Source organism: Mesorhizobium sp. B2-7-1, from assembly GCF_006440735.1.
Classification (GTDB): Bacteria; Pseudomonadota; Alphaproteobacteria; order Rhizobiales; family Rhizobiaceae; genus Mesorhizobium.
Genome location: NZ_VFUA01000001.1, coordinates 107629 through 131301 on the forward strand (window position 1 = coordinate 107629; position 23673 = coordinate 131301).

Consider the following 23673-nt stretch of genomic DNA (forward strand, 5'->3'; position numbering starts at 1 on the left):
AAGGGCATGCCTTGCCCGCCCGGCGTCAGTATCCGATTTCCCGTGAGGACCTTCGAGCATCCTACCCTCCATCTCGATACAGGTCGTTTTCGATGCGATGCGGTTTCGGCCGGTGAGATGAGCGCGAGTAGCCGCCAGCAAGGTCAACCGAGGGCGTCTTTCCAGCCTGCATTGGCGATGACGCGCGGCTCGCAGCCGGCCAGGCGCCTGCTGGCGAAGCCGAGTCGGCTCTGCCGGGATTGGTTCGCAAAGACGCGGTCGGCGTCCGGCTGGACATCGCGACCGACAGGATCGATCCAAGGATGATCGCCGCGCCGAGCGCGCCTGCCGGCGAAGACCGCTCGCCGAGGAAGATCGCCGCGCCCACAGCGCCAAAGGCGCTTTCCGCGCTGACCATCACCGCGGCGTGGCTGGCTGAGGTGAAACGCTGGGCGGCAATCTGCATGCTGAAGGCGATCGCGGTGGAGAAAACTCCGAGCACCACCAGTTCAGGGCCAGCCTCCAGGACAGCGGCCGATGACAGATTGCCTTTCACCGCCCCGAGCGGCAGGGCAATCGCGGCGGCGCCGAGGAACTGCGCGGCGGCAGCCGTGAAAGGGCGGGCATGGGCGTGCATGTGGCGCCCGAGCTCGACCGTCCACAGCGCATAGCAGCCGGCCGACAAGAGGGCGGTGAGGTCGCCGCCGCCGAAACCGGCAACCCCGCCTGACAACAGCAGGCAGCCGATCACGGTCGATCCCGCGGCGACGATGAGACCTGCCGTCGGATGTTCGCCTATGAGCAGCCAGGCGGCCAGCGGCGTGATCACCGTTGCCGTGCTTATGAAGAAGCTTGCATTGGTGACGCTGGCGCCGAGATAGCAGAGCTGTTGCAGCATGACGGAGATGGCAAACAGCACAACCACCCGGGCCAGGCTGGAAGAATGCGCGGCGTCGGCCGGCGTTCGCCGTTCCGTCAAGACGAAGGGCAGCACCAGCAGCCCGCCGATCAGGCAGCGCAGCCCAACAGCGCTTAGCGCGTCGAGGTGATCGAGCACCGTCTTTTGCGCCACGTTTCCGAAGCCCCAAAGCGCGGCCGCAAACAGCAGCAGCAAATTGGCTGTGAGTTTTGACATTCGCCGCACCCCTGGGCAGAACCATGTTTCGGGTTCAGCTACCCCTAATTCAGCAAACTCTAAATGAAGTGCGTCATGGTAACGCTTGAGTCGCGCGGCTGTGGAGCTTGCGAGGCGTTAGTTTTGAGTTAGGATTTCGTCAGGCTGGGGGAGCTATTAAGCAATGCAAAGTGCGGAACGCCTTGCCGCCAGTAGAATCTTGCTTTTCGGCGGCTTCCAGATTGAGAAGGAAGCTGGCGGTCCAATTTGGCTGACCGGAAAGCGTGGCCCTGCAATCCTTGCCTACCTGGCTCGGTGTCAGGGTATGGCAGCGCCGCGCGAGAGGCTGGCCGACCTTCTTTGGAGCGATAGCGACAGCGGACATTCGCGCAACAGCCTGCGGCAAACGCTCAGCGTCCTGCGGCGGGATCTGTCGCGTCAGGGCCTGGATATCGTCTATTCCCACAAGGATCTGATCGGCCTCAGGCCGGAAGCGGTGCGGGTCGACGTCGACGAGTTTGAAGCGGGTCTGTCGGCCCGTTCCGCCTCCGAACTCCAAACTGCCTTGGCTCTCTACAATGGACCGTTTCTCGACGGTTTTTATGTCGGCACCAATGCTTTCGACGATTGGGCGGCATCGGAACGCGAAAGGCTGCTGGGTCGGGCGCTTGGATCGCTGGAGAAGCTCACCTGTCTTGTGGACCCTGAAAGCGGGCTGGCCGTGGTCGATCGAATTCTCGCCATGGAGCCGACGCGGGAGGAAGCCTACCGGCTGAAAATGGAACTGCTCGTTGCATGCGGTCAGCGCGACAAGGCGTTGCGAACCTTCGAGGCTTGCAGAAGCGTCTTGAGGAAGGAGTTCGGTGTCGACGTCAGCGCTGAGACGCGCGCGCTCTGGCAATCGCTGCTTTCCTCCACCGAGCCATCGTCAAACCCTCAGGCGGCCAATGGAGCCATCGCCGGTCAGCGCTCGGGACGCCCATCCATCGTCGTGGCCGACATCGTCAATCTGACGGGACAGCGCGGTGACGACTTTTTCGCCAAGGGTCTCGTTCACGATATCACCACGGCACTTTCCGAGGTGGCCGACTATATCGTGCTTTCGGCCCCCGAGAAAAACGGCGGGGAACCGAGGGCGCCGGCTGGCGTGCGGGCGCGCTATACGCTCAAGGGCAGCATCCAGCGGTCCGGAGACGAGCTCAGGGTGAACATCCAGCTTGTCGACGCCGCCGACGGGCGCAATGTCTGGGCGCAGAAATTCGACGACCACTCGCAGAACGCACTCGATTTCCAGGACAGGATCGCGCAGTCGGTCGTGTTGGCTGTCAGCCTCGAGCTTCAATTGACCAACTGGAAGGTTCGCGACAAGAGCCCGCCCGGTCCCCCCGAAGTGCGCAGGCTGGTGAACGAAGCCCTGATGAAATACTTCGAGATGACACGGGACTCGCTCCTGGTCTCGAAGGATCTCGCCGAAAAGGCTCTTTTGCTGGCGCCCGATAACGTTCGCGCGAAACGGACGCTGTCCATCGCGACGACCATGGGTGTTGCGTTCGGTGCTTTGCCTCGCGAGCAGGAGCACATCGACCGTGCGATTGAGCTTGCCGAGGACTCGGTAAGGGCTGTGCCCGATGACGAAATTGCCCGTTGCATCCTGTCATTCGCCTACGAATGCGATGGCCGGATTGACGAGGCAATCGTGCAATGCCAGCACGCGATCAGTCTCAATCCGAGCTACCCCAGCGGCCACGGCGATATTTCGATGCTCTTCGCCTTGCGCGGACAGGTCAGCGAGGCAATGCGCGAGGCCAACGAGGCGGTCCGGCTTGGAACGCATGACGTCATCGACTTCTGGCGCCATCACGGCTTGGTTATAGCGCTGTTCGCCGGCGGAGACGATCGGCGGGCGCTCGAAGTCGCCCGCAAGGTGGTCAGGACAAAGCCGGGATTCGTGCGCGGCGCCCTTTATTGGGCGGCCGCTGCTTCCGCGACGGGAAACAATGAAGAGGCGTCACGGGCTATCCACCATTGCCTGTCACAACTTCCGCATCTCAATATCGACAATGTCTGCCCAGGCTTTCTGCCGCGATATGTGAATGACAATCATCACGCGCGCTTCCTCGACATGCTCTCGAAGGCCGGCCTTCCTGCCGCTGATCCGCGTTGAAATTGCCGCACCCGCGACAGCCCTGGCGGTTCTGTCTGGTATCCTACAGATGCACGAAGGCTGTCAGCGGCAAATGGTCGGAGGCGACGCGCGACAGCGGCGTGTCATGCGCTTCGACGCCCGAAACCAGGTCGTGCCGGTTGCCCATGATGCGGTCGAGCGCCAGCACCGGCAGGCCCGACGGGAAAGTCGGCACCGCCGGCGGCGTCGGGCCGAAGGTCGTGTGCAGCGTGTTCAGCGCCGAGCGGTTGCCGAGCCGCCATTCGTTGAGATCGCCGAGCAGCAGCGTCGGCCTTTCGTCAGCGCTGCTCATGATGTCGAGCACGACGCGGGCCTGTTCGGAGCGTGAGCGGCGCAAGAGGCCGAGATGGGCGGCAATGACGCGTACAGACCGTTTCTCGTCGAGATCGATCTCGGCGACCAGCGCGCCGCGCGGCTCCAGTCCCGGCAGCTTGATCTGGTGGACGTCGCGCACGGTGCCCCGCTTGAACAGAAGCACGTTGCCGCGCCAGCCATGCCCCTTGCCATTGCCGCTGACCGGCACCGGCACCAGCCCCGTTTCCAGTTCCAGGCGGGCAAGGTCGAGCAGCCCGGCCCTGTCGCCGAAACGGTTGTCGGCCTCCTGCAGCGCGATCACGTCGGGGCTCATTTCGCGGATGACGCGCGCCGTCCTTTCGGGATCGAACCTCCGGTCGGTGCCGATGCATTTGTGGACGTTGTAGGAGGCAACGACGATTTCGGTGTCGTTGACGCGCTTGCGCGGCGTCGCCTTCGCCTTACGCGCATTTCTGCCGCGTATCGACAAGATCACGGTCTCCGGCAGGCTGCGTCCTTTGATGTCGTCTATCTCCATGATCCTGCTGCTCGATTTCCTGCTCTAAAGATAGGGCGATCCCAGCCACAGCAAACGGTCGAAGACGCGGATTATGAATGGCCTTTCCTTCAACGTCTGCAGCGTCACCGGCTGAGCCGTGGAGATGGCCGCCGCGATGCGGGCGTCGATCTCGGCGGCGAAGTTTTCATCCAGCACTTCCATGTCGATCTCGAAATTCAGCCTCAGCGAGCGGGCGTCGAGGTTGGAGGAGCCGACATAGGCCCACACGCCATCGATCGCCATCAGCTTGGAATGGTCGAACGAGCCCTCGTGGCGCCAGACGCGGCAATAATGCTTCAAAACCTGGTCGAACTGCGCCGTCATCGCATGGTCCACGAGGAAAAGGTTGTTCACCGCCGGCACGACGATGTCGATCTCGACACCGCGCCGGCCGGCCGTGGTCAACGCGCTGATGAACTCGCGGTCCGGCAGGAAATAGGGCGACATGATGCGGATCGATTTGCGGGCGACCGAAAAGGCGCCCATCAGCAGCTTGAGATTGGTTTCGTTGGACGCGTCCGGCCCAGTCGCCACCGCGCGCACCAGCATCGGCTGACCGGGCGGCGGCACCGGGCGCTCGACCTGCCAGGGCCCGTCTTTCAAGGCCTCGTTGCCGGCAAAGCGCCAGTCCTCGGCGGCAACCGAGAACAGGTCGGCCACCACCGGCCCGGTGACCTCGAAATGGGTGTCGCGCGAACTGTCGGAACCGGCGAATTCGGCCGAGAATCCCTTGCGGATGTTCATGCCCCCCGTGAACGCCACCGTGCCGTCGACGATCAGGATCTTCCTGTGGGTCCTGAGATTGGCGTAGGGAAGTCTCAACCCCATGACGATGTTGCCGTTGAAGAGATCGACCGGGACGTCGGCCTCCCTGAGTTGTTTCAGAATGCTGGGTACCGAATAGCGCACGCCGACCGCGTCGATCAGCACCCGCACGGCGACGCCGCGCTTGACCGCGCTGCCGAGCGACTGGACGAAAAGCGCGCCTACCGCGTCATTGTCGAAAATATAGGTCTCCAGAAGCACGCTGCTTTGCGCAGCGTCGATCCCCCGGCACATCGCCGTATAGGCCTCGTCGCCGGTCTTGAGCACGGCGATGGTGTTTCCCGAGGTGAGCGGACGCCTCGCCACCCTGTCGCCAAGCGTCTTCAGCCCGGTGAAACGCTGGCCAAATTCGGCGCTGATCAGGGCTTCTAGCGCGACGTCGCGATCGTGCGTGGCCGCGGCCGCCTCGCTGGAGACAGGGCGCATGGCGCTGATCGTCGCCCGGCGGATGCGGTTGATGCCGGCAATGGCGTAGATGATCGCGCCGAGGAAGGGCGACAAGAGCATCACGCCCACCCAGCCGGTGGCCGCGCGCACGTCCTCCTTCGTCATGATGGCGTGCACGATGCCCACCGCCGCCATCGCCAGCGAGAGGAGCAGGATAAGCGTCGACCAGTGACTCGCAATCGCCTCGAACATCGGCCCGACTATTGTGCGAGCCGGCGCGGAAGGCAATGCGAGCGGTCAAGGCTGTTCCGGCAAATACGCGCCGGCGCGATGATACGCCGTCTGCAGCTTCGACGGCGTGCGCCATTTCCCTCGTTTGCCGCGTGAAGAGCCTTACGAGGCGGACGCGGCGACCTTCGGGCGTACGCCGCGTCCGAACTCGACGTCCCAGCTGCATTCCGCCGGCGCGGCTTCGCCGCTCAGCCCGAGCTTCGGGAACAGCAGTTCCGCGACGTTGAAGACCTCTTCCAGATGCGGATAGGCGGACGCGATGAGCGTTTCGATGCCGATCTCCTGATACTCGCGGATTCGCGCTGCGACATTGTCGGGATTGCCGACGAGCGCGGTTCCGGCGCCGCCGCGCACCAGCCCGGGACCGGCCCACAGATTCGGACCGATGACCAGCTGGTCGCGCCGGCCCTGATGCAGCGCCGACATACGCTTCTGCCCGACCGATTCCGAGATGTTGACGAATCCGTTCTGGGCTTCGGCGATCAGGTCGTCGGTCACATGGCTGATCAGCCGGTCGGCGGCGGCCCAGGCCTCGTCCTCGGTTTCGCGCACGATCAGATGAATGCGCAGGCCGAAGCGGATCGTGCGGCCTTGCGCCGCCGCCGCCTTTTTCACGCGGTCGATTTTTTCGGCGAGCTGGTCCACCGGTTCGCCCCAGCTCAGATAGGCGTCCACATGCTTGGCGGCGATCGCGATGCCGGCATCGGATGAGCCTCCGAACCAGAGCGGCGGATGCGGTTGCTGAACGGGCGGGAAGGAGATGTCGGTGCCGTGCGCCGAAAGGTATTTGCCCTCGAAATCCGCCGGCTCACCGGAAAGGATCCGCCGCCAGATGGTCAGGAATTCGTCGGTCTGCGCATAGCGCTCGTCGTGAGCGAGCTTGTTGCCGTCGCCGGCAAGGTCGGCCGGATCAGCTCCGGTGACGACGTTGAGCAGCACCCGGCCGCCGGAAATGCGGTCCAGCGTGGCCGCGTGGCGCGCGAACAGCGCCGGCGTCCCGCTGCCCGGCCGGAGCGCCACCAGGAACTTCAGCCGTTCGGTGAGCGGGATCAGCCCGGCGGCCACGATCCAGGCGTCCTCGCAGCGGGTGCCCGTGGGCAGGAGCACGCCCTTGAAGCCAAGCCGGTCGGCGGCTTGGGCGATCTCCTTGAGATAGCCGAAGGTCGCCGGCCGGTGGCGCTCGTCGGTGCCGAGATAGGGGCCGTCGCCATGCGTCGGCAGATACCAGTAGAGATCGAGCGGACGGGTGTCGTTGCTGGACATCGGATTGTTCCTTCAGCGATTGCGGAATCTGGGAGCAAGCCTCAGAGCTTGCCTTTCCAGGGGATGAGGCGGTGCTCCAGCCAGCGCATGCCGCTGGTGAAGGCGAAGGCGAGGATGGCGATGACGATCAGGCCGACGAACACGACATCGGTCGCGAGGAAATTGGCCGCCGACATGATCATGTAGCCGAGCCCTGACTGGGCCGCGATCAGCTCGGCCGCGACCAGCGTCGACAATCCGGCGCCGATGGCGATCTTCAGCCCGGTCAAGATTTCCGGCAAGGCGGACGGCAGGACGATGCTGGTGAACAGCTGCAGCCGGCTGGCGCCAAGGGACAGCGCGGCGTTGATGCGTTCGACGGGCACCGAACGCACACCCGCCTGTGCCGCAAAGCAGATCGGCGCGAAGGTCGACAGCGACAGGAGAACGACCTTGGAGGTCTCGCCGATACCGAGCCAGATGATCAGCAGGGGCAAATAGGCCAGCGGCGGCAGGCCCCAATAGAGATCGATCGGCACGCTGAAGATGCCCTTGACCCAGCGGTTGAGCCCCATGAGCAGGCCGAGCGGAATGCCGACGAAAATGCCGACGCCGAGCGCCGCGGCAATGCGGCCGAGGCTTGCTAGCGTGTGGTCGAGCAGCGTGCCGTTGGCATAGCCGTCGGCCGCAACGGCGCTGAATTGGGTCAGCACGTCGGCCGGCGACGGCAGGAACAGCGGCGACGCCCAGCCGAAGCGCGCGGCGAGGAACCACAATGCGATCAGCCCCGCCAGCGTGACCAGGCTGATACCGAACGTGCTTGCCGATGCGGCCCGGCGCGGTCGGGGAGAGGGCCTTCGTTGAGTCGTCGCGGGCGGGAACGAGGTGGGGGAATTGGCGGCAAGCGTCATTGCAAGGTTCCTGTGCGGGCGCCTTCCGGCTGGTGGATGAGCGAGCGGATTTCCTGCCGCAGTTCGATGAAACGCCGGTGGGACTGGATCGGCCCGATGTCGCCGCTTTCGGCGAAGTCGCGCACGAAGTCGGCGTCGAAGCGGGCGACGATGCGGCCCGGCCGGGGCGACATCACGACGATGGTGGTGCCGAGCGTCAGGGCCTCCTCGATCGAGTGGGTGATGAACAGGATCTGCTTGCCGGTCTTGACCCAGACCGAGGCCAGCAACTGCTGCATCGTCTCGCGCGTCAGGCTGTCGAGGGCGCCGAACGGCTCGTCCATCAAGAGGATTTTCGGATCGGTGGCCAGCGCCCGGGCGATGCCGACCCGCTGGCGCATGCCGCCCGACAGTTCGTAGGGCGGCTTTTCGGCGAAATCGGCGAGGCCGACCAGTTCCAAAAGGTGCCTCGACCGCTCATGGCGCTCGCCGCGCGACACGCCCCGGTACTTCAGGCCGAGCGCGACGTTGTCCAGCACATTGGCCCAAGGCAGCAGGGTGTCCTTCTGGAACACGACACCGCGATCGCCGCCTGGCGCCACGATTTCCTGCCCGTCCAGCGTGATGGTGCCTTCGGAGAGCGGCAGGAAGCCGGCGATCGCGTTCAGCAAAGTCGATTTGCCGCACCCGGAAGCACCGACCGCGACAACGATGGAAGCGGGAGCGATATCGAGCGAGACGTGATCGAGCGCATGCACGTCCTGGCCATCGGAAGCCGGAAAGGTGACGCTGGCATCGCGGATTCGAAGCATGGGTGGCCTCCGGGCGATTTGGCTGGCAAGCCAGCCAAGTCGGCGTTCCTTCAGGGATTGCTAGTTTGAGGCCTTGGCCACTTCGACATATTGCGGATCGGCGAAGGCCGCGTAGCTGTCCTTGACCGAGGTGATCTTGTGCTGGTCCTTCAGGAAGCCCGCGGTGTCCTTGAGGATTTTCGCGACCGCGCTCTTCTCGCCGCCGCCCAGCCATTTGTCGGAGACCTGCTCGTCGAGCGGCGGGACGACCGTCGTCTTCAACTGCTCCGAATTCTCGGCCGCCGTGCCGCCCTGCAATTTTGCGATTGCCTTGGCGCTCTCGGAGTCCGGGCCCCAGGCGGCAGGGTTGCTCAGATAGGCCTGGTTGTAGCCGTCGATCAGCCGGACATACTGGCCGAGGAACTCCGGATTGGCCTTGGCGAACGCGCCGGTAACGACCAGCGCGCTGAAGGTCGGCGCGCCGCGATCGGCGACCTGGCCGGCCGTGAGCAGGACCTTGCCGTTCTTCTTGAGTTCGGACAGCGCCGGATCCCAGACGAAGCCCCCGTCGATGTCGCCGCGCTTCCAGGCCGCGACGATCTCTGGCTGCGGAATGGCGATGACCTGGGTTTCCTTTTCGGAGATGCCTTCCTGCTTGAGCACGGCCAGAAGCTGGTAATGGTCGGTCGAGACCGGCGCCGCGGCGAGCTTCTTGCCGCGCAGATCCGCCGGCGACTTGATTTCGGGCCGCACCACCAGGGCCTCGCCGTCACGCGAGACCGACGAGATGTAGAACGCCTTCACGTCGATGCCCTTGCTGGCGGCGGCCGAGAACGGGCTCGACCCGACATCGCCGATCTGGACATCGCCGGATGCGATGGCGGCGAAGATGTCGGCGCCGGAATTGAAGCGGCGGAATTCGATGTTCCAGCCGGTCTTCTTGGCAAGGTCGCCATTGGCGATGCCGAGATTGTAGGGGTTGGCGCCGGTCTGGTAGGCGATGACGACTTTCTTGTCGTCCGCGGCGTTCGCCGCGGTGTGCGCGGAAGTCAGGGCAAGCCCGAAAAGGGCGGCGGAAATCAATTTTCGCATGGGCTTTAATCCTTTGAACTGAGGGCACAGCCTCGATTGCAGCCACCAGAGGGCCGTGAATTAAAGTCCACTAACCCGATAGAATTAGACAGGAATGATATTCCGAAAGGACGATCCGCGATGAAAAAGAATTGAGCTGAAATGCGAGGTGACCCCGCAGGGTCATTCTACGCAGGCGCGGTTCGCGCGTCGCAAAGGCCCGTCAACGGCGAGGCCGAAGCGTGGCGTTACGACTGCCTGGCGGCAAGGACCGCGGTCATCCGCTCGGCCAGCTCCGCGACCGGCCCCGTCTTTTCCCAGGCATAGAGCGAAACCACCATCGAGGGCTCCGCGCCAAGCGGCACGTAGGGGCGGACACGATGCCCGATCGTCACGCTCCGGGGCAGCAACGACAGGCCTAGCCCGGCCTCCACGCCGACCAGCACGTTGCGCAGGCTGCTGCCGGAGAAGGCGATGTACCAGCGGCGCTGCTCGCGCTCGATCCGCTCGAACATGGCCTCACGATAGAGCCCGCCTGGCGGGAAGGCGACCAGCGGGATGGGATCGGCCCAGTCGGATCGGGCCGGGTCGGCGCGTTCGAACCACGCCATGGGTTCGGGAAAGCTCGCGCGGCAGTCGGGTTCGGCGGTCGCTTCCTTGACCACCACGATGTCGAACTCGCTGGCGCGATAGCGCCGGGTCAGATCGCGACTCAGGCCCGTGGTGACGTCCAGCCGCGCCGCGCGGTGCCGCCTGGCGAAATCGCCGAACACCTCGGCCATTGTTGTGTTGACGATGTCCTCCGGCACGCCGATCCGCACCGGCGTGGTGCCGGCCGGATCGCCAAGCGCCGTTTCCGCTTCATGCTGCAGGGCAAGGATGCGACGCCCATAACCGAGCAGGCGCTCGCCCGCGGCTGTCGGCAGGATTGGCCTCGCGTCGCGATCGACCAGGATTTGGCCGACCGCGTCCTCGAGACGGGCAAGTTGCTGGCTGATTGTCGATTGCGTCATGTTCAGCCGCTCCGCCGCCTGCGTGAAGCTGCCGGCGTCGGCAATCGCGATGAAGGCACGCAGAAGGCGCGGATCGAGCATCTTCCCACTCCGCCGGCGCAAGGTGTCGTCTGGCCATTTAAAATCGTAATGAGAAAGATGCACGCATTTAATTTCTAAATGGTGTCACGCGGACCTATCTGGAAGTGCGGACAAGGCCATGCGTTGGCCGTTACCGCAGGAGCCAGGAATGCGTCGTCTCCTTTTTGCCTTTGCCTTGCTGGCGCTCGCTTCCGTTTCGGCGATCGCGTCAGGAGAAACCATGCGCACGACCCCTTTGCATGCCGCGGCCGCCCAGGATGATGTGGAGGCGATCGGCAAGCTTTTGTCGGAAGGTGCCGAGATCGACGCGCGCGACGGTACCGGCGCCACGCCGCTGCTTGTGGCGACGCACGACAACAAGATAGCAGCCGCCGGGGCGCTTATCGCCGCCGGCGCGAACGTCAACGCCAAGGACAATATCGAGGACAGCCCTTACCTCTACGCCGGCGCGCGCGGGCATCTGGAAATCCTTAAGCTGACCCTTGCCCATGGCGCCGACCTCAAGAGCATCAACCGCTATGGCGGCACCGCGCTGATCCCGGCTTCCGAGCGCGGCCATGTCGAGACGGTGCGCGCGCTGATCGCGGCCGGTGTCGACGTCGACCATGTCAACAAGCTTGGTTGGACCGCGCTGCTCGAGGCCATCATTCTCGGCGACGGCGGCCAGCGCCACCAGCAGATCGTCTCGCTGCTCATCAAGGCCGAAGCCGACGTCAACCTCGCCGATAGCGATGGGGTGAAGCCGCTGCTTCATGCCCGTGACCGCGGCTTCAAGGAGATCGAAAAGCTCCTCATGGCCGCCGGCGCAAGCTGAGAAAATGGGCGACGTCATGAACGGACAAAAAAGTATCGAGGCGACTTCCGGCCGCTTTCTCATGCTTGCCGTGGTCGCCCTGGTCGGGCTCAACCTCAGGCCGTTCATCACCGGGATCGGCCCGCTGGCGGCGAGCGTGCGTGCCGAGACCGGCCTTGGCGCCCAGGGCATCGCGATGCTGACGCTGGTGCCGATGCTGCTGATGGGGATATTCGCCTTTGCCGGGCCGTCCTTGCATGCGCGCCTTGGCGCGAGCCGGGCGGCCATCGCGGCGCTCGCCATTCTCGCCCTTGCTTCGTTCCTGCGCCTCTTCGTGTCGACCGGCCTTGCGATGGTCGGCACCGCGGCTCTGCTCGGCCTTGGGGCCGCTGTCGTGCAGGCGGTGTTCCCCGGCATTATCAAGCGGCAATTCCCGCGCCATGTCAGCCTTGTCATGGGGCTCTATTCATCGATGCTGATGGGCGGCGGCGCGCTTGGCGCGCAACTCGCGCCGCTGATCGCCACGGCTTCGGGCGACTGGCATTTCGGGCTCGCCTGGATGGCGTTGCCGGCATTGGTGGCGGTGGCGCTCGCCGTAGCCTGCTTGCCGCGCGACGTCGCTCGCCCGCAAGGTAAAAGCGCGACCGCGGGTTTGCTCAAGCGGCCTCGCACCTGGCTGCTGATGGCCTGCTTCGGCCTCGTCAATGGCGGCTACTCGACCTCGGTGGCATGGCTTGCGCCTTACTACCAGGAACAAGGCTGGACGAGCGCTTCCAGCGGCGGCCTGCTGGCGGTCATGGCCGTGGGGCAGGCGCTCTCGGCCCTGCTGTTGCCGGTTCTTGCGGGCAAGAGCGTGGACCGCCGGCCATGGCTCTGGCTGACCTTGGCCATGCAGGCAGTTGGTTTTGCCGGTTTGATCCTGCGGCCCGAGACCGCCCCTTTTGTCCTGGCGCTGCTGCTGGGGGCGGGGCTGGGCGGCTCCTTCTCGCTCACCATGATCGTCGCGCTCGAGCATCTGCCGGACCCGGCGGAGGCCGGCGCACTGTCGGCCATGATGCAAGGTGGCGGTTTCCTGATCGCCGCGATCCCGCCCTGGATCGTCGCGGTGCTGCACGATCTCACCGGCGGCTTCCACGCCGGCTGGCTGCTGCATCTCGCCTGCATCGCCATCGTGACAGTGCTGACCTTCCGTCTCGCGCCGCGCAGCTATGCGCCGGCAATGAAGTTAGAGACACCTGAACCGGTCACGGTTTGATGTAGGCTCGCCGGCCTACAGCTTCCTGAAGAAGCCCGACAGAATGTTCGGACCTGCTTCGCCCGGCCTCAGCCTGATCCCGTCCTCGAAGCAGTTCAGCGTCACGCATTCGAAGCCGTGATGCGCGAGGAGCGCAACCAGCGAGTCGCGGTCGAAATGATGCAGGTGTTCGTTGGGCAGGCGCATGCGCCACTTGGCGAACCATGTGTCGCCGTCGGCGCCGAGTTCGCGCCAGCGGCAATAAGGGACGGCGATGGCCAGGTGGCGGGTCTGAAGGCGGGAGAGGAAATCAAGACCGGGGATGTGCTCGAGCACGTCGAACATGGCGACGAGGTCCCACGTGCCGGCGAGCGCCTGATCCCAGTCGACGAAGCTGACGCCCTTGGGCAAGGGGAATTCAGCGATATCGCAGCCTGCGCAATCGGCGACGCCGGTTATTTTGGCGGCTTCGATGAATGTGCCCGTGCCATATCCGATTTCCAGCACGGACCGAGGAATCTCACCCGTGATCCCCAGCACCCAGCCAAGCCGCTGGTAGCCGAGCTTTATGGTCCGGTCGCTCAGGTCCTCATAATAGGAGATGTATTTCTTGTCGTACTTAATCGGTGCGAAGTCGATCTGGTGGATCACGCCGAACCTGTCCACCTCGTAATTGTCCAACATTAGCCGCGCGGCCTCCGGAATTCCTTGCATCGTCAGTTACACGCAGCCGCGGTCTTGAGCGCTTCGGCCCGGGAAGGTGCGGGCAAATTTCCGATCCGTCGCACAGAGGCGTAGAACCTCGGATAGTCGCCGGAGCACAGGTCGAACAAGCGAAGGAACGCCGGAACCTCTTGGCCGTAGACGGCGGTCGCGGCAAGCTTTGCGTTGTTGATGGGGCTATCGAACCAGGCGTCGTATCCGCGGTATCCTGCCCATCGCCTGTCGCGCATTTTCCGGTAGCGCATCCGCAGCTTGTCGATCGTGGCGGCTTTGGCGGCCGCCATCTGCTCCGGGCTGCGCGGGCTTCCATAGACCTGGCTCAACTCGTCCCGGGTTTTCGCGATCAGTCCGAGAAAATCCGCCTTGCGCTTGCGATCGGCTTCGTAGGCGCGCAATCCGGCGCGATTGCCGGTGGCGCGCAGCCATCTCCGCGTGCCGGTGGTTTCGACGGAAACAGCGAAAGCCTCGTTGAACGCGGAGTCGCCGTTCACATAGACCTTCTGATGCGCCAGCTCATGGAAAACAAGGCTTGCGAGGTAGGTGTCGTTCTGACGCAGCATGGTGCTGAGCAGCGGGTCGCTGAACCAGCCCAGTGTGGAATAGGCCGTGATGCCCGTCACATAGACGTCCAGCCCTCGTCGCTGCAACGCAGCGGCATTTTCGAGCGCGTCTTTGCGCGAAAAATAGCCCTTGTAGGGAACGCAGCCGAACACCGGAAAGCACCACGTTATCGGGGCGAGAGAGAATTGCGGCGCGGCAAAGACCGCCAGGGTCACATCGTTCCGACCGACGTCGACATAGCTGCGGTAGCTGCTGTTGTCGGGCAGCGCCAGCTCTTCCGTCGCAAAGCGGCGTATGGCGCTGGCCGACGTCAGCTTGGCGCGCAACGGCTCCGGCGTCGAGGGATCACCGATCAGCTTCGTAACATTCTTGCGCGCCGCCATGATCTCGACATGGCCCTCCAATGACTGCGCATAGTAGGCAATGCTGGTGCATCCGGTCATACCGGACGCCATGATCGCAGCGGCAAGCAATCGAAAAACGCGCTTCAAAGCCAGGTCACCGCCCGCTCATCTCCCATGGAGCAAATCTCTCCATTGCTCCATGTCTCAAACGGGCGCGCCTATTTCGTCAAGACCTGGAGGGCAGCGGGCCGGATTTTCGATTTCTCAGCGCTCGATGAAGATCTCAATCCCGCCTCGCCACCAGCCGCAGCCAGGGAGCAAGGTGGAAGGCAGCCATCAACAGATACATCGGCACCATGCCGCTGAGCACCGAGGCGCCCGACATGCACATCATGTCGTGGCCGCCATAAGCAGCCGTCAGCATCGCCATCGTTGCAAAGGTCGGCGCCGCGGCGAGGCACAGCCAGTCGGCGAGGCCGAAGCCGCTCAGGCCGGCCGGGCGAGGGGAGTCGATATTCATGATATCCACCTTCTGGAGCGATCAGGCTTTCAAGCCCTTGGGAACAAGGGCGTAGCGGGATCGGGCCGGCGGCGCTCGGTTTGTGCCGCCGGTTCCGCTTCATGATCAGGCGTTCTTGTTGCGGAACGCCGCTTCGCCGGCATCCGACACCTCGACCCATCTCTGGTCGGGAGCGGCGCCTGCTTCGTAATTGTCGTGCCAGTTCCACCATTTGTAGGTCTGGGTCTGCGGATAACCCTCGGGCGAATCCTCCCACACCTCCTGGCGGCCGAGCGGCGTGATGTCGAGGTAGCTCCAGACCGTGCCAAACGCTTCGTCGCCGCGGTTGTTGACGAAATAGGTGCGGAAGATGCGCTTGCCGTCATGGATGAAGACGTTGTGGCCGTGCCATTCGTCGACGCCGAAATCCTTATCCCAGCTGTCGGTGATGGTGTACCAGGGCATCTTCCAGTCCATCCGTTCCTTCACCCGCTGGATGTCGGCCTGCGGTGCGCGCGAGGCATAGGCGAGCGTGGTGTCGCGGGCGTTGAGATGGGCGAGGTTGCCGACCTGGTCGGCACCGAGCGAGCAGCCGCGGCAGGCGTGCTCCGGCCAACCAAAGACGCCGGGCTCGAAGAAGGCGCGGTAGACGACGAGCTGGCGGCGGCCTGCGAAGAGGTCGAGCAGGCTCACCTTGCCGTTCGGGCCTTCGAAAACATAGTCCTTCTTGACTTCCATCCACGGCATGCGGCGGCGTTCGGCGGCCAAAGCGTCGCGGGCGCGGGTCAGGGTCTTTTCCTTCACCAGCATCTCTTCATACGCGCCTTCCCACGCTTCCTGCGAAACGACCGGCGGTGTCTTCATGTGTTGGGTCATTGCTCTTGTCCCGTTCTTGGGTTTGGTTGGGGGTGACGAGGACAGACATAGGGCCGCACGCTTCGATGGTGAGAGTTACAAGTGTGACGCGATTTGCTGCGGCAGCCCCTGAGGCGATGGCATGGACTCGCTGATCAATGCCGCCGGCCGCGCGCTCGCCGCTGGCGATCCGCTCGGCGCTTTGAAGCGCGTCGCGCTGCGCGACGACGCGCCGGCGCTGGCGTTGCGCGGCATCGCGATGGCGCAGCTCGGCGACTTCGCCAAGGCCAAGGTGCTGCTGAAGGATGCCGCCCGCGCCTTCAGCCCGAGGGAAGCCGTGGCCCGCGCCCGTTGCGTCGTCGCCGAGGCCGAGATCGCGTTGGTGTCACGCGACCTCGGCTGGCCGGAGAAGGCCTTGCGATCCGCCCGCGCGACGCTCGCCGCGCATGGCGACCGGCTGAACGCTGCCTATGCCGGCAGCCTCGAGGCGCGCCGACTGATCCTGATCGGCCGGCTCGACGAGGCAGAACGCCTGCTGGCGGATTTCGATCCGGCGCCGCTGCCGCCGGTCGCGCGCGTCGCGCATGAATTGGCCGCGGCCGGCATCGCCGTCCGTCGCCTCAGGACCAAGGCGGCGCGCTCGGCCTTCGGCCGGGCATCGCTCGCCGCCTACGAGGCCAACATCCCTGCCTTGCGGGCCGAAGTCGAGGCGGCGTCCCTGGTGCTGAACACGCCGGTCGGACGGCTGATCGCGCGCGGCGCGGAGAAGGAACTGCTGCTCGACGAGGTCGAAGCGCTGCTGGGTTCGGGCGCGATCGTCGTCGATGCCTGCCGCAACGTCGTTCGCCAAGCCAACGCAGTCGTTTCGCTGGCGACCCGTCCGGTGCTGTTTGCGCTGGCGCGCACGCTTGCCGAGGCATGGCCGGCCGACGCATCGCGCGAAACGCTGCTGAGGCGCACCTTCCGGGCAAGGCATGCCGATGAATCGCATCGCGCGCGGCTCAGGGTCGAGATGGGGCGGTTGCGCGCTGAGCTCGCCTCAGTGGCCGAGATCAATGCAACGGCCGCCGGTTTTACGCTGACGCCGCTGAAGGCCGCCGAGGTCGTCGTGCTGGCGCCGCCGGTCGAGGAGGAGCACGGCGCGGTGCTCGCCTTCCTGACCGATGGTGAGTCCTGGTCGAGCTCGGCGCTGGCGATCGCGCTTGGCGCCAGCGCGCGCACCGTCCAGCGGGCGTTGGAGGAATTGTCGTCGCAACACAAGGTGCAGGCGGTCGGGCGCGGCCGGGCGCGCCGCTGGATGATGCCGCCGGTGACCGTATTCCCGACTGTCTTGTTACTCCCGGGTCCGCTGCCGACCGACTAGTGTGCGGCCATTGTTCGAATGGAGATTGAAAATGAAACGAGCCGCTGCCGAGATCCTGCGTGAATACGGACCGTTCCCCGGCGTCGAGCGCGTCAACGGCGTTACCTATGACGGCGAAAACGTCTGGTTCGCCAGCGGCGACAAGCTGAACGCGCTCGATCCGGATAGCGGCATGATCGTGCGTACGATCGATGTCGCCTCGCATGCCGGTACTGCCTTCGACGGCCAGTATCTCTACCAGATTGCCGAAGATCGCATCCACAAGGTGGACCCGAAGATCGGCAAGGTCATCGCAACCATTCCCGCCCCCGGCAACGGGGGTGACTCGGGGCTCGCCTGGGCCGAGGGTTCGCTTTGGGTCGGCGAATACCGGGCACATAAAATCCATCAGATTGATCCTGAAACGGGCAAGGTGATCCGCACGATCGAATCGAAGCGCGTCGTTACCGGCGTCACCTGGGTCGATGGCGAGCTCTGGCATGCCACCTGGGAGGGCGAGGACGGCGATCTGGTGCGCGTCGATCCCGACACAGGCGATGTGCTGCAGGAATTGGCGATGCCCTCCGGCGTGTCGGGGCTGGAATCCGACGGCGGTGGCTGCTTCTTTTGCGGTGGCGGCAGCAGCGGCAAGATCAAGGCCGCGCGGCGTCCGGGCCATAGAGCAATTCCAGGAAAAGTGTGAGCGGTTTTCCGTCCGGAATTGCGTAAAAACAAGGAGATAGGGCGTTTCGCCGTTTCCGTGAAACGGTGAAACACACCTAGCACCGGCAAGTAAGGACTGGTGGAAGGGCGGCCCGATCAGGCCGCTTCGCGCGCCGGCCGCGTCATCGGCTTGTTGGAGGCCTTCGCGGCATTCGGCCTGTCCATATGGGCCCAGGCCGGCCGCTCGAACAGGAAGGTGCCGAAGCCGATGCGCTTGACGATGAAATAGAGCACCACCGGGCTGATGATCGAGACGAGCAACACCGCGAAGCTCAGCATGCCGGTGTCGGTCAGGAGGCCGCTTGCCAGCATGACACCGCGGAAGATCGACATCGGTATGGTGAAGGCGACATAGACGACCAGCGAATGCTCGCCGAGCCACCGTAGCCATTCCATCGAGGCGAACTTCGACAGGAAGCTGCCGGCCACGCAAAGCGCCACCGCGCCGGCGACGGCTAGCATCAGATGCAGCGGCGGCCATGCCGCCAGGCCCATCTGCATCCCGACCGGCTGCACGGCATAGCCCGGCGAATAGACGAGCAGGCCGTTGGCGAGCGCCCAGGCGAGCAGGCCCGCAACGGCGATCGCCGGGCAAGTCTGTGTCCATTCGACCAGCCGGAATATCAGCGGCGCCAGGACGAAGCCGAGATAGAAGAACACGAAATAGGCCGCGAACTGCTCAAGCGCGTAGCTGTCCGGTTTCGGCGCCCACATCTGCAGCGCGGCGGCAGCCAAGATGACGATCCAGTGCGGCACTTTGAATTCGCGCAGTATGCGTATGACGATGCCGAACACCGCAAGCATGTAGATGAACCACAGGACGCCATAGGGCTGGACGGCGGCCATTGCGAGGTCGTGCAGCATTCCGGTCGGATCGCCGCTGAAGATGCCGATCTTCAGCCCGATCGAGATGACCGCCCACAGCACGTAGAAATAGAGATAGTGGACGACGCGCCGGTCGACATAGCGCCGCCATGGCCGGTCGATCACCTGCGACAGGAACAGGCCCGAGATCAGGAAGAACTCCGGCATGCGGAAGGGGGTCGCAAAGCCGATGACATAATGCAGGAAGCCGACGCCGCCGGTGTATTCACCGGTGTTGTAGGCCGAATACATCATCACCACCAGGATGATGGAAAGGCCTTTTGCCGTGTCCACCCACGGCATGCGGTTCGGGTTGCTCATACGCGATCTCGAGGAAATTCAACTGCCGCGATTGTAGCGGACACGCAAATCCCGCGCAGCATCAAGCTTCCATTAACGTAAACGCGGCACTCCGTCTCGGAACCGGTCTCAACTGTCGGCTGATGTCGGAACCACGGCGGCGGAAGGTGTCTCGCGCATCGCTATCGCCACGATCGCGCCCGACAGGAAGGTCAGCGCCGCGATCGCCACGATCGCCGCGGAGAAGCCGAAGAAGTCGGCGATCAGGCCCGCGGCGAGGGCGCCAATCGCATAACCGAGATCGCGCCAGAAGCGATAGACGCTGAGCGAGCGCGCCCGCCAGGAGGGGTGCGATGCGTCCGACACCGCCGCGATCAGGCTCGGATAGACCATCGCCGTGCCGAGGCCGAGCAGCAGGCTCCCCAGCAGCCACCAGCCGAAATCGCGCGTCATGGCGGTGGTGAGAAGCCCCGCCGCCTGCACCCACATGCCGGCGACGATCAGCCCCTTGCGGCCCCACCGGTCGCTCAATGGCCCGGTCGCGACCTGGAAGATGCCCCACACCGCCGGATAGACCGCCTTGAGGATGCCGATGCGCTCGACGCCCAGCCCATTGGCGACGAAGAAGAGCGGAAACAGCCCCCAGCTCATGCCGTCGTTCAGATTGTTCACCAGGCCGGCCTGCGAGGCGGCGAACAGGTTGCGATCCCCGAACGAGGTCAGCATGAAGATCTCGCGGAAGCTGAGCGGCGAAGCCTCTTTTGGATGGTTCGCCAGTTCCTGCCGGACATGCTCGCGCGTGTCGCGCACGAGCAGGATCGACAGCGCGGCGCCGAGGATCGCATAGCCGACGCCGAGATAGATCGGCACCGGACGAAAGCCGTAGCGGCTCGCCAGATAGCCGGTGAGGAAAGCGGTGACGCCGACGGCGAGATAGCCGGCGAATTCGTTGAGCCCGACGGCCAGCCCGCGCGATTTCGGCCCGACCAGGTCGATCTTCATGATCACCGTCATCGACCAGGCGAACCCCTGGTTGATGCCGAGCAGCGCGTTGGCGGCGACGATCCAGCCCCAACTCGGCGCTGAGATGATGATGAACGGCACCGGCAGGCCGAACAGCCAGCCCAGGATCAGCACGCGCTTGCGTCCCCATGTGTCGGCGAGCTGGCCGGATATAAGGTTGGCGCAGGCCTTGACCACACCGAAGCTGACGATGAAGGAGGCGACGAGCGTGGTCGAGGCGACACCGAATTCTTCCGCGCCGATCAGCGGCACCACGGTCCGCTCGATGCCGACCATGCCGCCGACGAAGGCGTTGATCAGCACCAGGAGCGAAAACTGCTTCCAGTTGGCCTTGAGGCCAAGCGCGACGGCGGGCGCCGCTGCGCTCAAGATTTCGCTCCGGCGTTGATGGCCCGGATCCGGGCGGCCTCCGGCGGCGGGGGAGGGATGTCGGCGGTCATGGCGGCGACGAACTCACCCTCGTCCTCGATGCGGAAGGCCTTGTTGAAGCGCCGCTCGAAACCGATCGTCGATGTCGGCTTGCCGCTCAGGGAGCGGCCGCAGACCGAGCCCGAATAGGCGCCGGGCAGCACCTCGATATGGTCGGACAACTCCTTCAGCCGGCGCGCGCTGGCGAAGAGCGCGCGCGCCCCGTCCTCGGCGCTGGAGGCAAGCTCGGTGCGGCCGAGGTCGCCGACCATCAGCGTGTGCCCGGTGAGCACGAACCAGGGTTCGGACGACCGCGTCCGGTCGGTGACCAAAAGGCTCAGATGCTCCGGCGTGTGGCCGGGTGTATGCATCACCGTCGCCGTGACATTGCCGAGCTCCAGCACCTCGCCGTCCTTCACGCGCCGGAACGGGAAGCCTGCCTGGGCTCCTTCGAACAGCACATAGTCGGCGCCGGTCGCCTCGGCCAGCGAGCGCCCGGCCGAGATATGGTCGGCATGGACATGCGTGTCGACGACATAGAGGATGCGCATGCCGGTCGCGCGCGCCGCCTCGACATAGGGCGCGATGTCGCCGACCGGATCGACGACCGCCGCGCAAGCCTTGCCGCCGCAGCCGAACAGATAGGAGGCGGCAACCGGGTCGGTGTGCAGGAACTGCCTCAGAATCATTGCCTTCCCTCCGAACGGACAAACCGCGCCGAGCGAGCCGCCCGGCTTGACAGCAAGTCGAAACTGTCATTCAATTATTCTATTGAATGACGATGCGTCGCAGAAAGGCCGATGTCAATCCGCAATCCGAAGCAGGCGCTCTACGAACAGTTCGCAATCGTCGCCAAGGCGTTCGGGCACCCGTTGCGCCTGGAAATGATCGAGCATCTGGCGCAGGGCGCCCGCAGCGTCGAGGCGCTCGCGGCGAAGCTCGGCCAGCCGGTCGCCAACATCTCCCAGCATTTGCAGGCGCTGCGCCGCGCCGGCATCGTCTCGGCCGAGCGCGACGGCAAGTTCGTGCATTATTCACTGGCCGATGCGAGCGTGCTGTCGGCCGTAGCCGCGGTGCGCGGCCTCGCCGAGCGGCAACTCGCCGAGGTCGATCGCATCGTGCGCGGCTATTTCGACGCGCGCGACGATATGCGGCCGGTCACGCGTGACGAGCTTCAGACGCTGATGCGCGATGGCCTTGTGACGCTGATCGACGTCCGCCCGCCGGACGAATTCGCGCTCGGCCATGTGCCAGGCGCGATCAATGTCCCGCTGGGCGAAATCAAGACCTGGTCCGCCGACGCCGCTCCCGACCGCGAAGTCGTCGCCTATTGCCGCGGCCCGTGGTGCGTGATGTCGTTCGAAGCGGTCGCGGCCCTGCGTTCGCTTGGCTATTCCGCGCGGCGCCTCGAGGACGGCCTGCCGGAATGGAAGGCCGCCGGCCTGCCGGTGGAAATGGCCGCCTGACTGCGGGTTATGCTTGGAATAGCAAACGGCCCGCCTGTTTGAGGCGGGCCGTCGCAAGGATGGCCCTAAAATCTCAGTCCTTGGCGCGCTCGACGTAAGAACCGTCGGCGGTCATCACCACCACGCGCGTGCCAGTGGAGATGTGCGGCGGCACGGTCGTGCGCACGCCGTTCGAAAGCACGGCCGGCTTGTAGGAGGAAGACGCCGTCTGGCCCTTGGTGACCGGCTCGGTCTCGACAACCTCGAAGGTGGCGCGCTGCGGCAGCACCAATGAGATCGGCACGTCGTTGAACTGCGCCAGCTGCACGGCCATGCCTTCCTGCAGATAGGGCGCGAAGTCGCCGACCACGCCTTCCGAGGCCACGACTTGGTCGTAGCTTTCCGGGTTCATGAAGTGAAAACCTTCGCCGTCGGAATAGAGGAAGGTGTGCTCACGCTCCTCGACATAGGCGCGCTCGACCATTTCGGTCGTGCGGTAGCGTTCCGACACCTTCACCCCGTCGCCGATGCGGCGCATGTCGAGCTGGGTCACCGGCGTGCCCTTGCCAGGGTGGATGTTTTCGGCAAAGAGGATGACATAGAGCTTGCCGTCCTTATCGACGACGTTGCCTTTGCGTAAGGAGCTGGCGATGACCTTGACCACGATATTCGATCCCGTTCGAGTTTTTCGGCCTGCAAGCGTCGATTTCCGCGAAGCGGCGACGACGGCCATCGCGTGCGCCGTAGCGCATCTTGCGCCGAACCGCCAGCCTTTCGCGCTATTTTCCTGCCCATGACAGCCGCTTCGCCCTGGTGGACGCCGCATGTCCATGCCGACCGCCGGCCGCGTCTGATGGCACGCAATGCCATCGCCACGGCGCTCCGCGGCTGGTTCGGGACACGCGATTTCATCGAGGTGACGACCTCGGCGCTGCAGGTTTCGCCGGGCAACGAGGCGCATCTTGCCGCCTTTGCCACAGAGGCGATCGGCCCCGACACATCGCGCCGGCCGCTCTATCTCCACACCTCGCCGGAATTCGCCTGCAAGAAGCTGCTTGCCGCCGGCGAGGAGCGCATCTTCAGCCTCGGCCCTGTCTGGCGCAACCGCGAGCGCGGGCCGCTGCACCACCCCGAGTTCACCATGCTCGAATGGTATCGCGTTGGCGAACCTTACGAGCGCCTGATGGATGACTGCGCCGAATTCCTGGCGCTCGCCGCAGAAAGGGCCGGCGCCAAGAGTTTCCGTTTTCGCGGCCGCGAGGCCGACCCCTTCGCCGGGCCGGAACGGCTGAGCGTGGCGGAGGCCTTTACCCGATACGCCGGCATCGATTTGCTGGCGACCGTCTCCGCCGACGGCGGCACGGATCGCGACGGGCTTCACGCGGCGCTGGTCCGGGCCGGCCTGCGCACCGCGCCAGACGACAATTGGGCCGATCTGTTCAGCCGTGTGATGGTGGAAAAAGTGGAACCCGTGCTGGGGCAGGGGCGGGCGACCATTCTCTACGGCTATCCCATTTCCGAGGCGGCGCTCGCCCGGCCGAGCGCCGAGGACCCGCGCGTCGCGGAGCGCTTCGAACTCTATTGCTGCGGCGTCGAGCTTGCCAACGCCTTCGGCGAGCTTACCGATGCGGCCGAACAGCGCCGCCGCTTTACCGCCGAGATGGACGAGAAAGAACGCGTCTATGGCGAGCGCTATCCGCTGGACGAGGACTTTCTCGCCGCGTTGGCCATCATGCCGCAGGCAAGCGGCTCGGCGCTGGGTTTCGATCGGCTGGTGATGCTGGCGACGGGGGCAACAAGGATCGACGACGTGATCTGGGCGCCGGTGGCGTGACCT

General features: G+C 64.8%; 23 protein-coding genes. 7 read left to right on the top strand and 16 right to left on the bottom strand.

Going from position 1 to position 23673, the window contains the following annotated elements; genetic code table 11:
- Positions 1 to 61: 61 nt before the first annotated feature.
- On the bottom strand, positions 62 to 1114 hold the full coding sequence (locus FJ471_RS00500) for a DMT family transporter (protein ID WP_140801210.1): 1053 nt from the start codon (positions 1112 to 1114) through the stop codon (positions 62 to 64).
- 163 nt (positions 1115 to 1277) lie between these two features.
- On the opposite strand from FJ471_RS00500, the gene FJ471_RS00505 reads away from it, so the two are divergent.
- Positions 1278 to 3257, top strand: coding sequence for a BTAD domain-containing putative transcriptional regulator (locus tag FJ471_RS00505; protein ID WP_140801211.1), 1980 nt, complete (start codon positions 1278 to 1280; stop codon positions 3255 to 3257).
- Positions 3258 to 3300: 43 nt separating this feature from the next.
- Here the strand turns inward: FJ471_RS00505 and FJ471_RS00510 are convergent, their stop codons facing one another.
- The 7 genes from FJ471_RS00510 to FJ471_RS00540 all read right to left on the bottom strand — a co-directional run bounded on the left by FJ471_RS00510 (position 3301) and on the right by FJ471_RS00540 (position 10722).
- Entirely contained in the window at positions 3301 to 4110 is an 810-nt protein-coding gene (locus tag FJ471_RS00510; protein WP_181179035.1) for an endonuclease/exonuclease/phosphatase family protein, read from the bottom strand.
- 24 nt (positions 4111 to 4134) lie between these two features.
- On the bottom strand, positions 4135 to 5595 hold the full coding sequence (locus FJ471_RS00515; RefSeq protein ID WP_140801212.1) for a phospholipase D-like domain-containing protein: 1461 nt from the start codon (positions 5593 to 5595) through the stop codon (positions 4135 to 4137).
- Positions 5596 to 5736: 141 nt separating this feature from the next.
- Entirely contained in the window at positions 5737 to 6897 is a 1161-nt protein-coding gene (gene ssuD, locus FJ471_RS00520; protein ID WP_140801213.1) for an FMNH2-dependent alkanesulfonate monooxygenase, read from the bottom strand.
- 41 nt (positions 6898 to 6938) lie between these two features.
- Positions 6939 to 7787 carry an ABC transporter permease subunit gene (locus FJ471_RS00525; protein ID WP_140801214.1) on the bottom strand — a complete coding sequence of 283 codons (849 nt, stop codon included), beginning with the start codon at positions 7785 to 7787 and terminating at the stop codon, positions 6939 to 6941.
- Positions 7784 to 8578, bottom strand: a complete 795-nt coding sequence (locus FJ471_RS00530; protein ID WP_140801215.1) for an ABC transporter ATP-binding protein — start codon at positions 8576 to 8578, stop codon at positions 7784 to 7786. Before FJ471_RS00530 ends, FJ471_RS00525 begins: the two co-directional genes overlap by 4 nt.
- Before the next feature lie 60 nt (positions 8579 to 8638).
- Entirely contained in the window at positions 8639 to 9649 is a 1011-nt protein-coding gene (gene tauA / locus FJ471_RS00535; RefSeq protein ID WP_140801216.1) for a taurine ABC transporter substrate-binding protein, read from the bottom strand.
- A gap of 227 nt (positions 9650 to 9876) precedes the next feature.
- Positions 9877 to 10722 carry a LysR family transcriptional regulator gene (locus FJ471_RS00540; protein ID WP_140801217.1) on the bottom strand — a complete coding sequence of 282 codons (846 nt, stop codon included), beginning with the start codon at positions 10720 to 10722 and terminating at the stop codon, positions 9877 to 9879.
- A 220-nt stretch (positions 10723 to 10942) separates the two neighbouring features.
- Between FJ471_RS00540 and FJ471_RS00545 the strand changes: the two genes are divergently transcribed.
- Together FJ471_RS00545 and FJ471_RS00550 are read left to right on the top strand one after the other, a co-directional pair.
- Positions 10943 to 11536, top strand: a complete 594-nt coding sequence (locus tag FJ471_RS00545; RefSeq protein WP_246684562.1) for an ankyrin repeat domain-containing protein — start codon at positions 10943 to 10945, stop codon at positions 11534 to 11536.
- Positions 11537 to 11552: 16 nt separating this feature from the next.
- Positions 11553 to 12770: a cyanate transporter gene (locus FJ471_RS00550; RefSeq protein WP_140801219.1), complete on the top strand. Its 1218-nt coding sequence runs from the start codon at positions 11553 to 11555 to the stop codon at positions 12768 to 12770.
- 15 nt (positions 12771 to 12785) lie between these two features.
- Here the strand turns inward: FJ471_RS00550 and FJ471_RS00555 are convergent, their stop codons facing one another.
- The 4 genes from FJ471_RS00555 to FJ471_RS00570 form a co-directional block, all read right to left on the bottom strand.
- Entirely contained in the window at positions 12786 to 13415 is a 630-nt protein-coding gene (locus FJ471_RS00555) for a class I SAM-dependent methyltransferase (protein ID WP_246684558.1), read from the bottom strand.
- A gap of 50 nt (positions 13416 to 13465) precedes the next feature.
- Positions 13466 to 14488, bottom strand: a complete 1023-nt coding sequence (locus FJ471_RS00560) for an aminopeptidase (protein WP_140801333.1) — start codon at positions 14486 to 14488, stop codon at positions 13466 to 13468.
- Between the two features lie 172 nt (positions 14489 to 14660).
- Positions 14661 to 14897 (bottom strand): hypothetical protein, encoded by a 237-nt coding sequence (locus FJ471_RS00565; RefSeq protein WP_140801221.1) that lies wholly within the window; start codon positions 14895 to 14897, stop codon positions 14661 to 14663.
- A 105-nt stretch (positions 14898 to 15002) separates the two neighbouring features.
- The gene (locus FJ471_RS00570; protein ID WP_140801222.1) at positions 15003 to 15752 is read right to left on the bottom strand and encodes a DUF899 family protein; all 750 of its coding nucleotides are present in this window, start codon (positions 15750 to 15752) and stop codon (positions 15003 to 15005) included.
- A gap of 121 nt (positions 15753 to 15873) precedes the next feature.
- On the opposite strand from FJ471_RS00570, the gene FJ471_RS00575 reads away from it, so the two are divergent.
- Positions 15874 to 17094: a helix-turn-helix domain-containing protein gene (locus tag FJ471_RS00575; protein WP_140801223.1), complete on the top strand. Its 1221-nt coding sequence runs from the start codon at positions 15874 to 15876 to the stop codon at positions 17092 to 17094.
- 31 nt (positions 17095 to 17125) lie between these two features.
- Positions 17126 to 17776, top strand: a complete 651-nt coding sequence (locus FJ471_RS00580) for a DUF5074 domain-containing protein (protein WP_140801224.1) — start codon at positions 17126 to 17128, stop codon at positions 17774 to 17776.
- Positions 17777 to 17892: 116 nt separating this feature from the next.
- Here FJ471_RS00580 and FJ471_RS00585 read toward each other — a convergent pair whose 3' ends face one another.
- The 3 genes from FJ471_RS00585 to FJ471_RS00595 form a co-directional block, all read right to left on the bottom strand.
- A complete protein-coding gene (locus FJ471_RS00585) occupies positions 17893 to 18981 on the bottom strand; it encodes an acyltransferase family protein (RefSeq protein ID WP_140801225.1) in 1089 nt (362 codons plus the stop codon).
- Positions 18982 to 19089: 108 nt separating this feature from the next.
- Positions 19090 to 20352, bottom strand: a complete 1263-nt coding sequence (locus FJ471_RS00590) for an MFS transporter (RefSeq protein WP_246684559.1) — start codon at positions 20350 to 20352, stop codon at positions 19090 to 19092.
- Positions 20349 to 21080 carry an MBL fold metallo-hydrolase gene (locus FJ471_RS00595; protein ID WP_140801227.1) on the bottom strand — a complete coding sequence of 244 codons (732 nt, stop codon included), beginning with the start codon at positions 21078 to 21080 and terminating at the stop codon, positions 20349 to 20351. Before FJ471_RS00595 ends, FJ471_RS00590 begins: the two co-directional genes overlap by 4 nt.
- Positions 21081 to 21191: 111 nt before the next feature.
- Between FJ471_RS00595 and FJ471_RS00600 the strand changes: the two genes are divergently transcribed.
- A complete protein-coding gene (locus FJ471_RS00600) occupies positions 21192 to 21857 on the top strand; it encodes a metalloregulator ArsR/SmtB family transcription factor (protein WP_140801228.1) in 666 nt (221 codons plus the stop codon).
- Between the two features lie 73 nt (positions 21858 to 21930).
- On the opposite strand, the gene efp is transcribed toward FJ471_RS00600, so the two are convergent.
- Positions 21931 to 22500: an elongation factor P gene (gene efp / locus FJ471_RS00605; protein WP_140801229.1), complete on the bottom strand. Its 570-nt coding sequence runs from the start codon at positions 22498 to 22500 to the stop codon at positions 21931 to 21933.
- Positions 22501 to 22629: 129 nt separating this feature from the next.
- Here efp and epmA point away from each other — a divergent pair, with 129 nt between their 5' ends.
- A complete protein-coding gene (gene epmA / locus FJ471_RS00610) occupies positions 22630 to 23670 on the top strand; it encodes an EF-P lysine aminoacylase EpmA (RefSeq protein WP_140801230.1) in 1041 nt (346 codons plus the stop codon).
- The last annotated feature ends 3 nt before the right edge of the window (positions 23671 to 23673 follow it).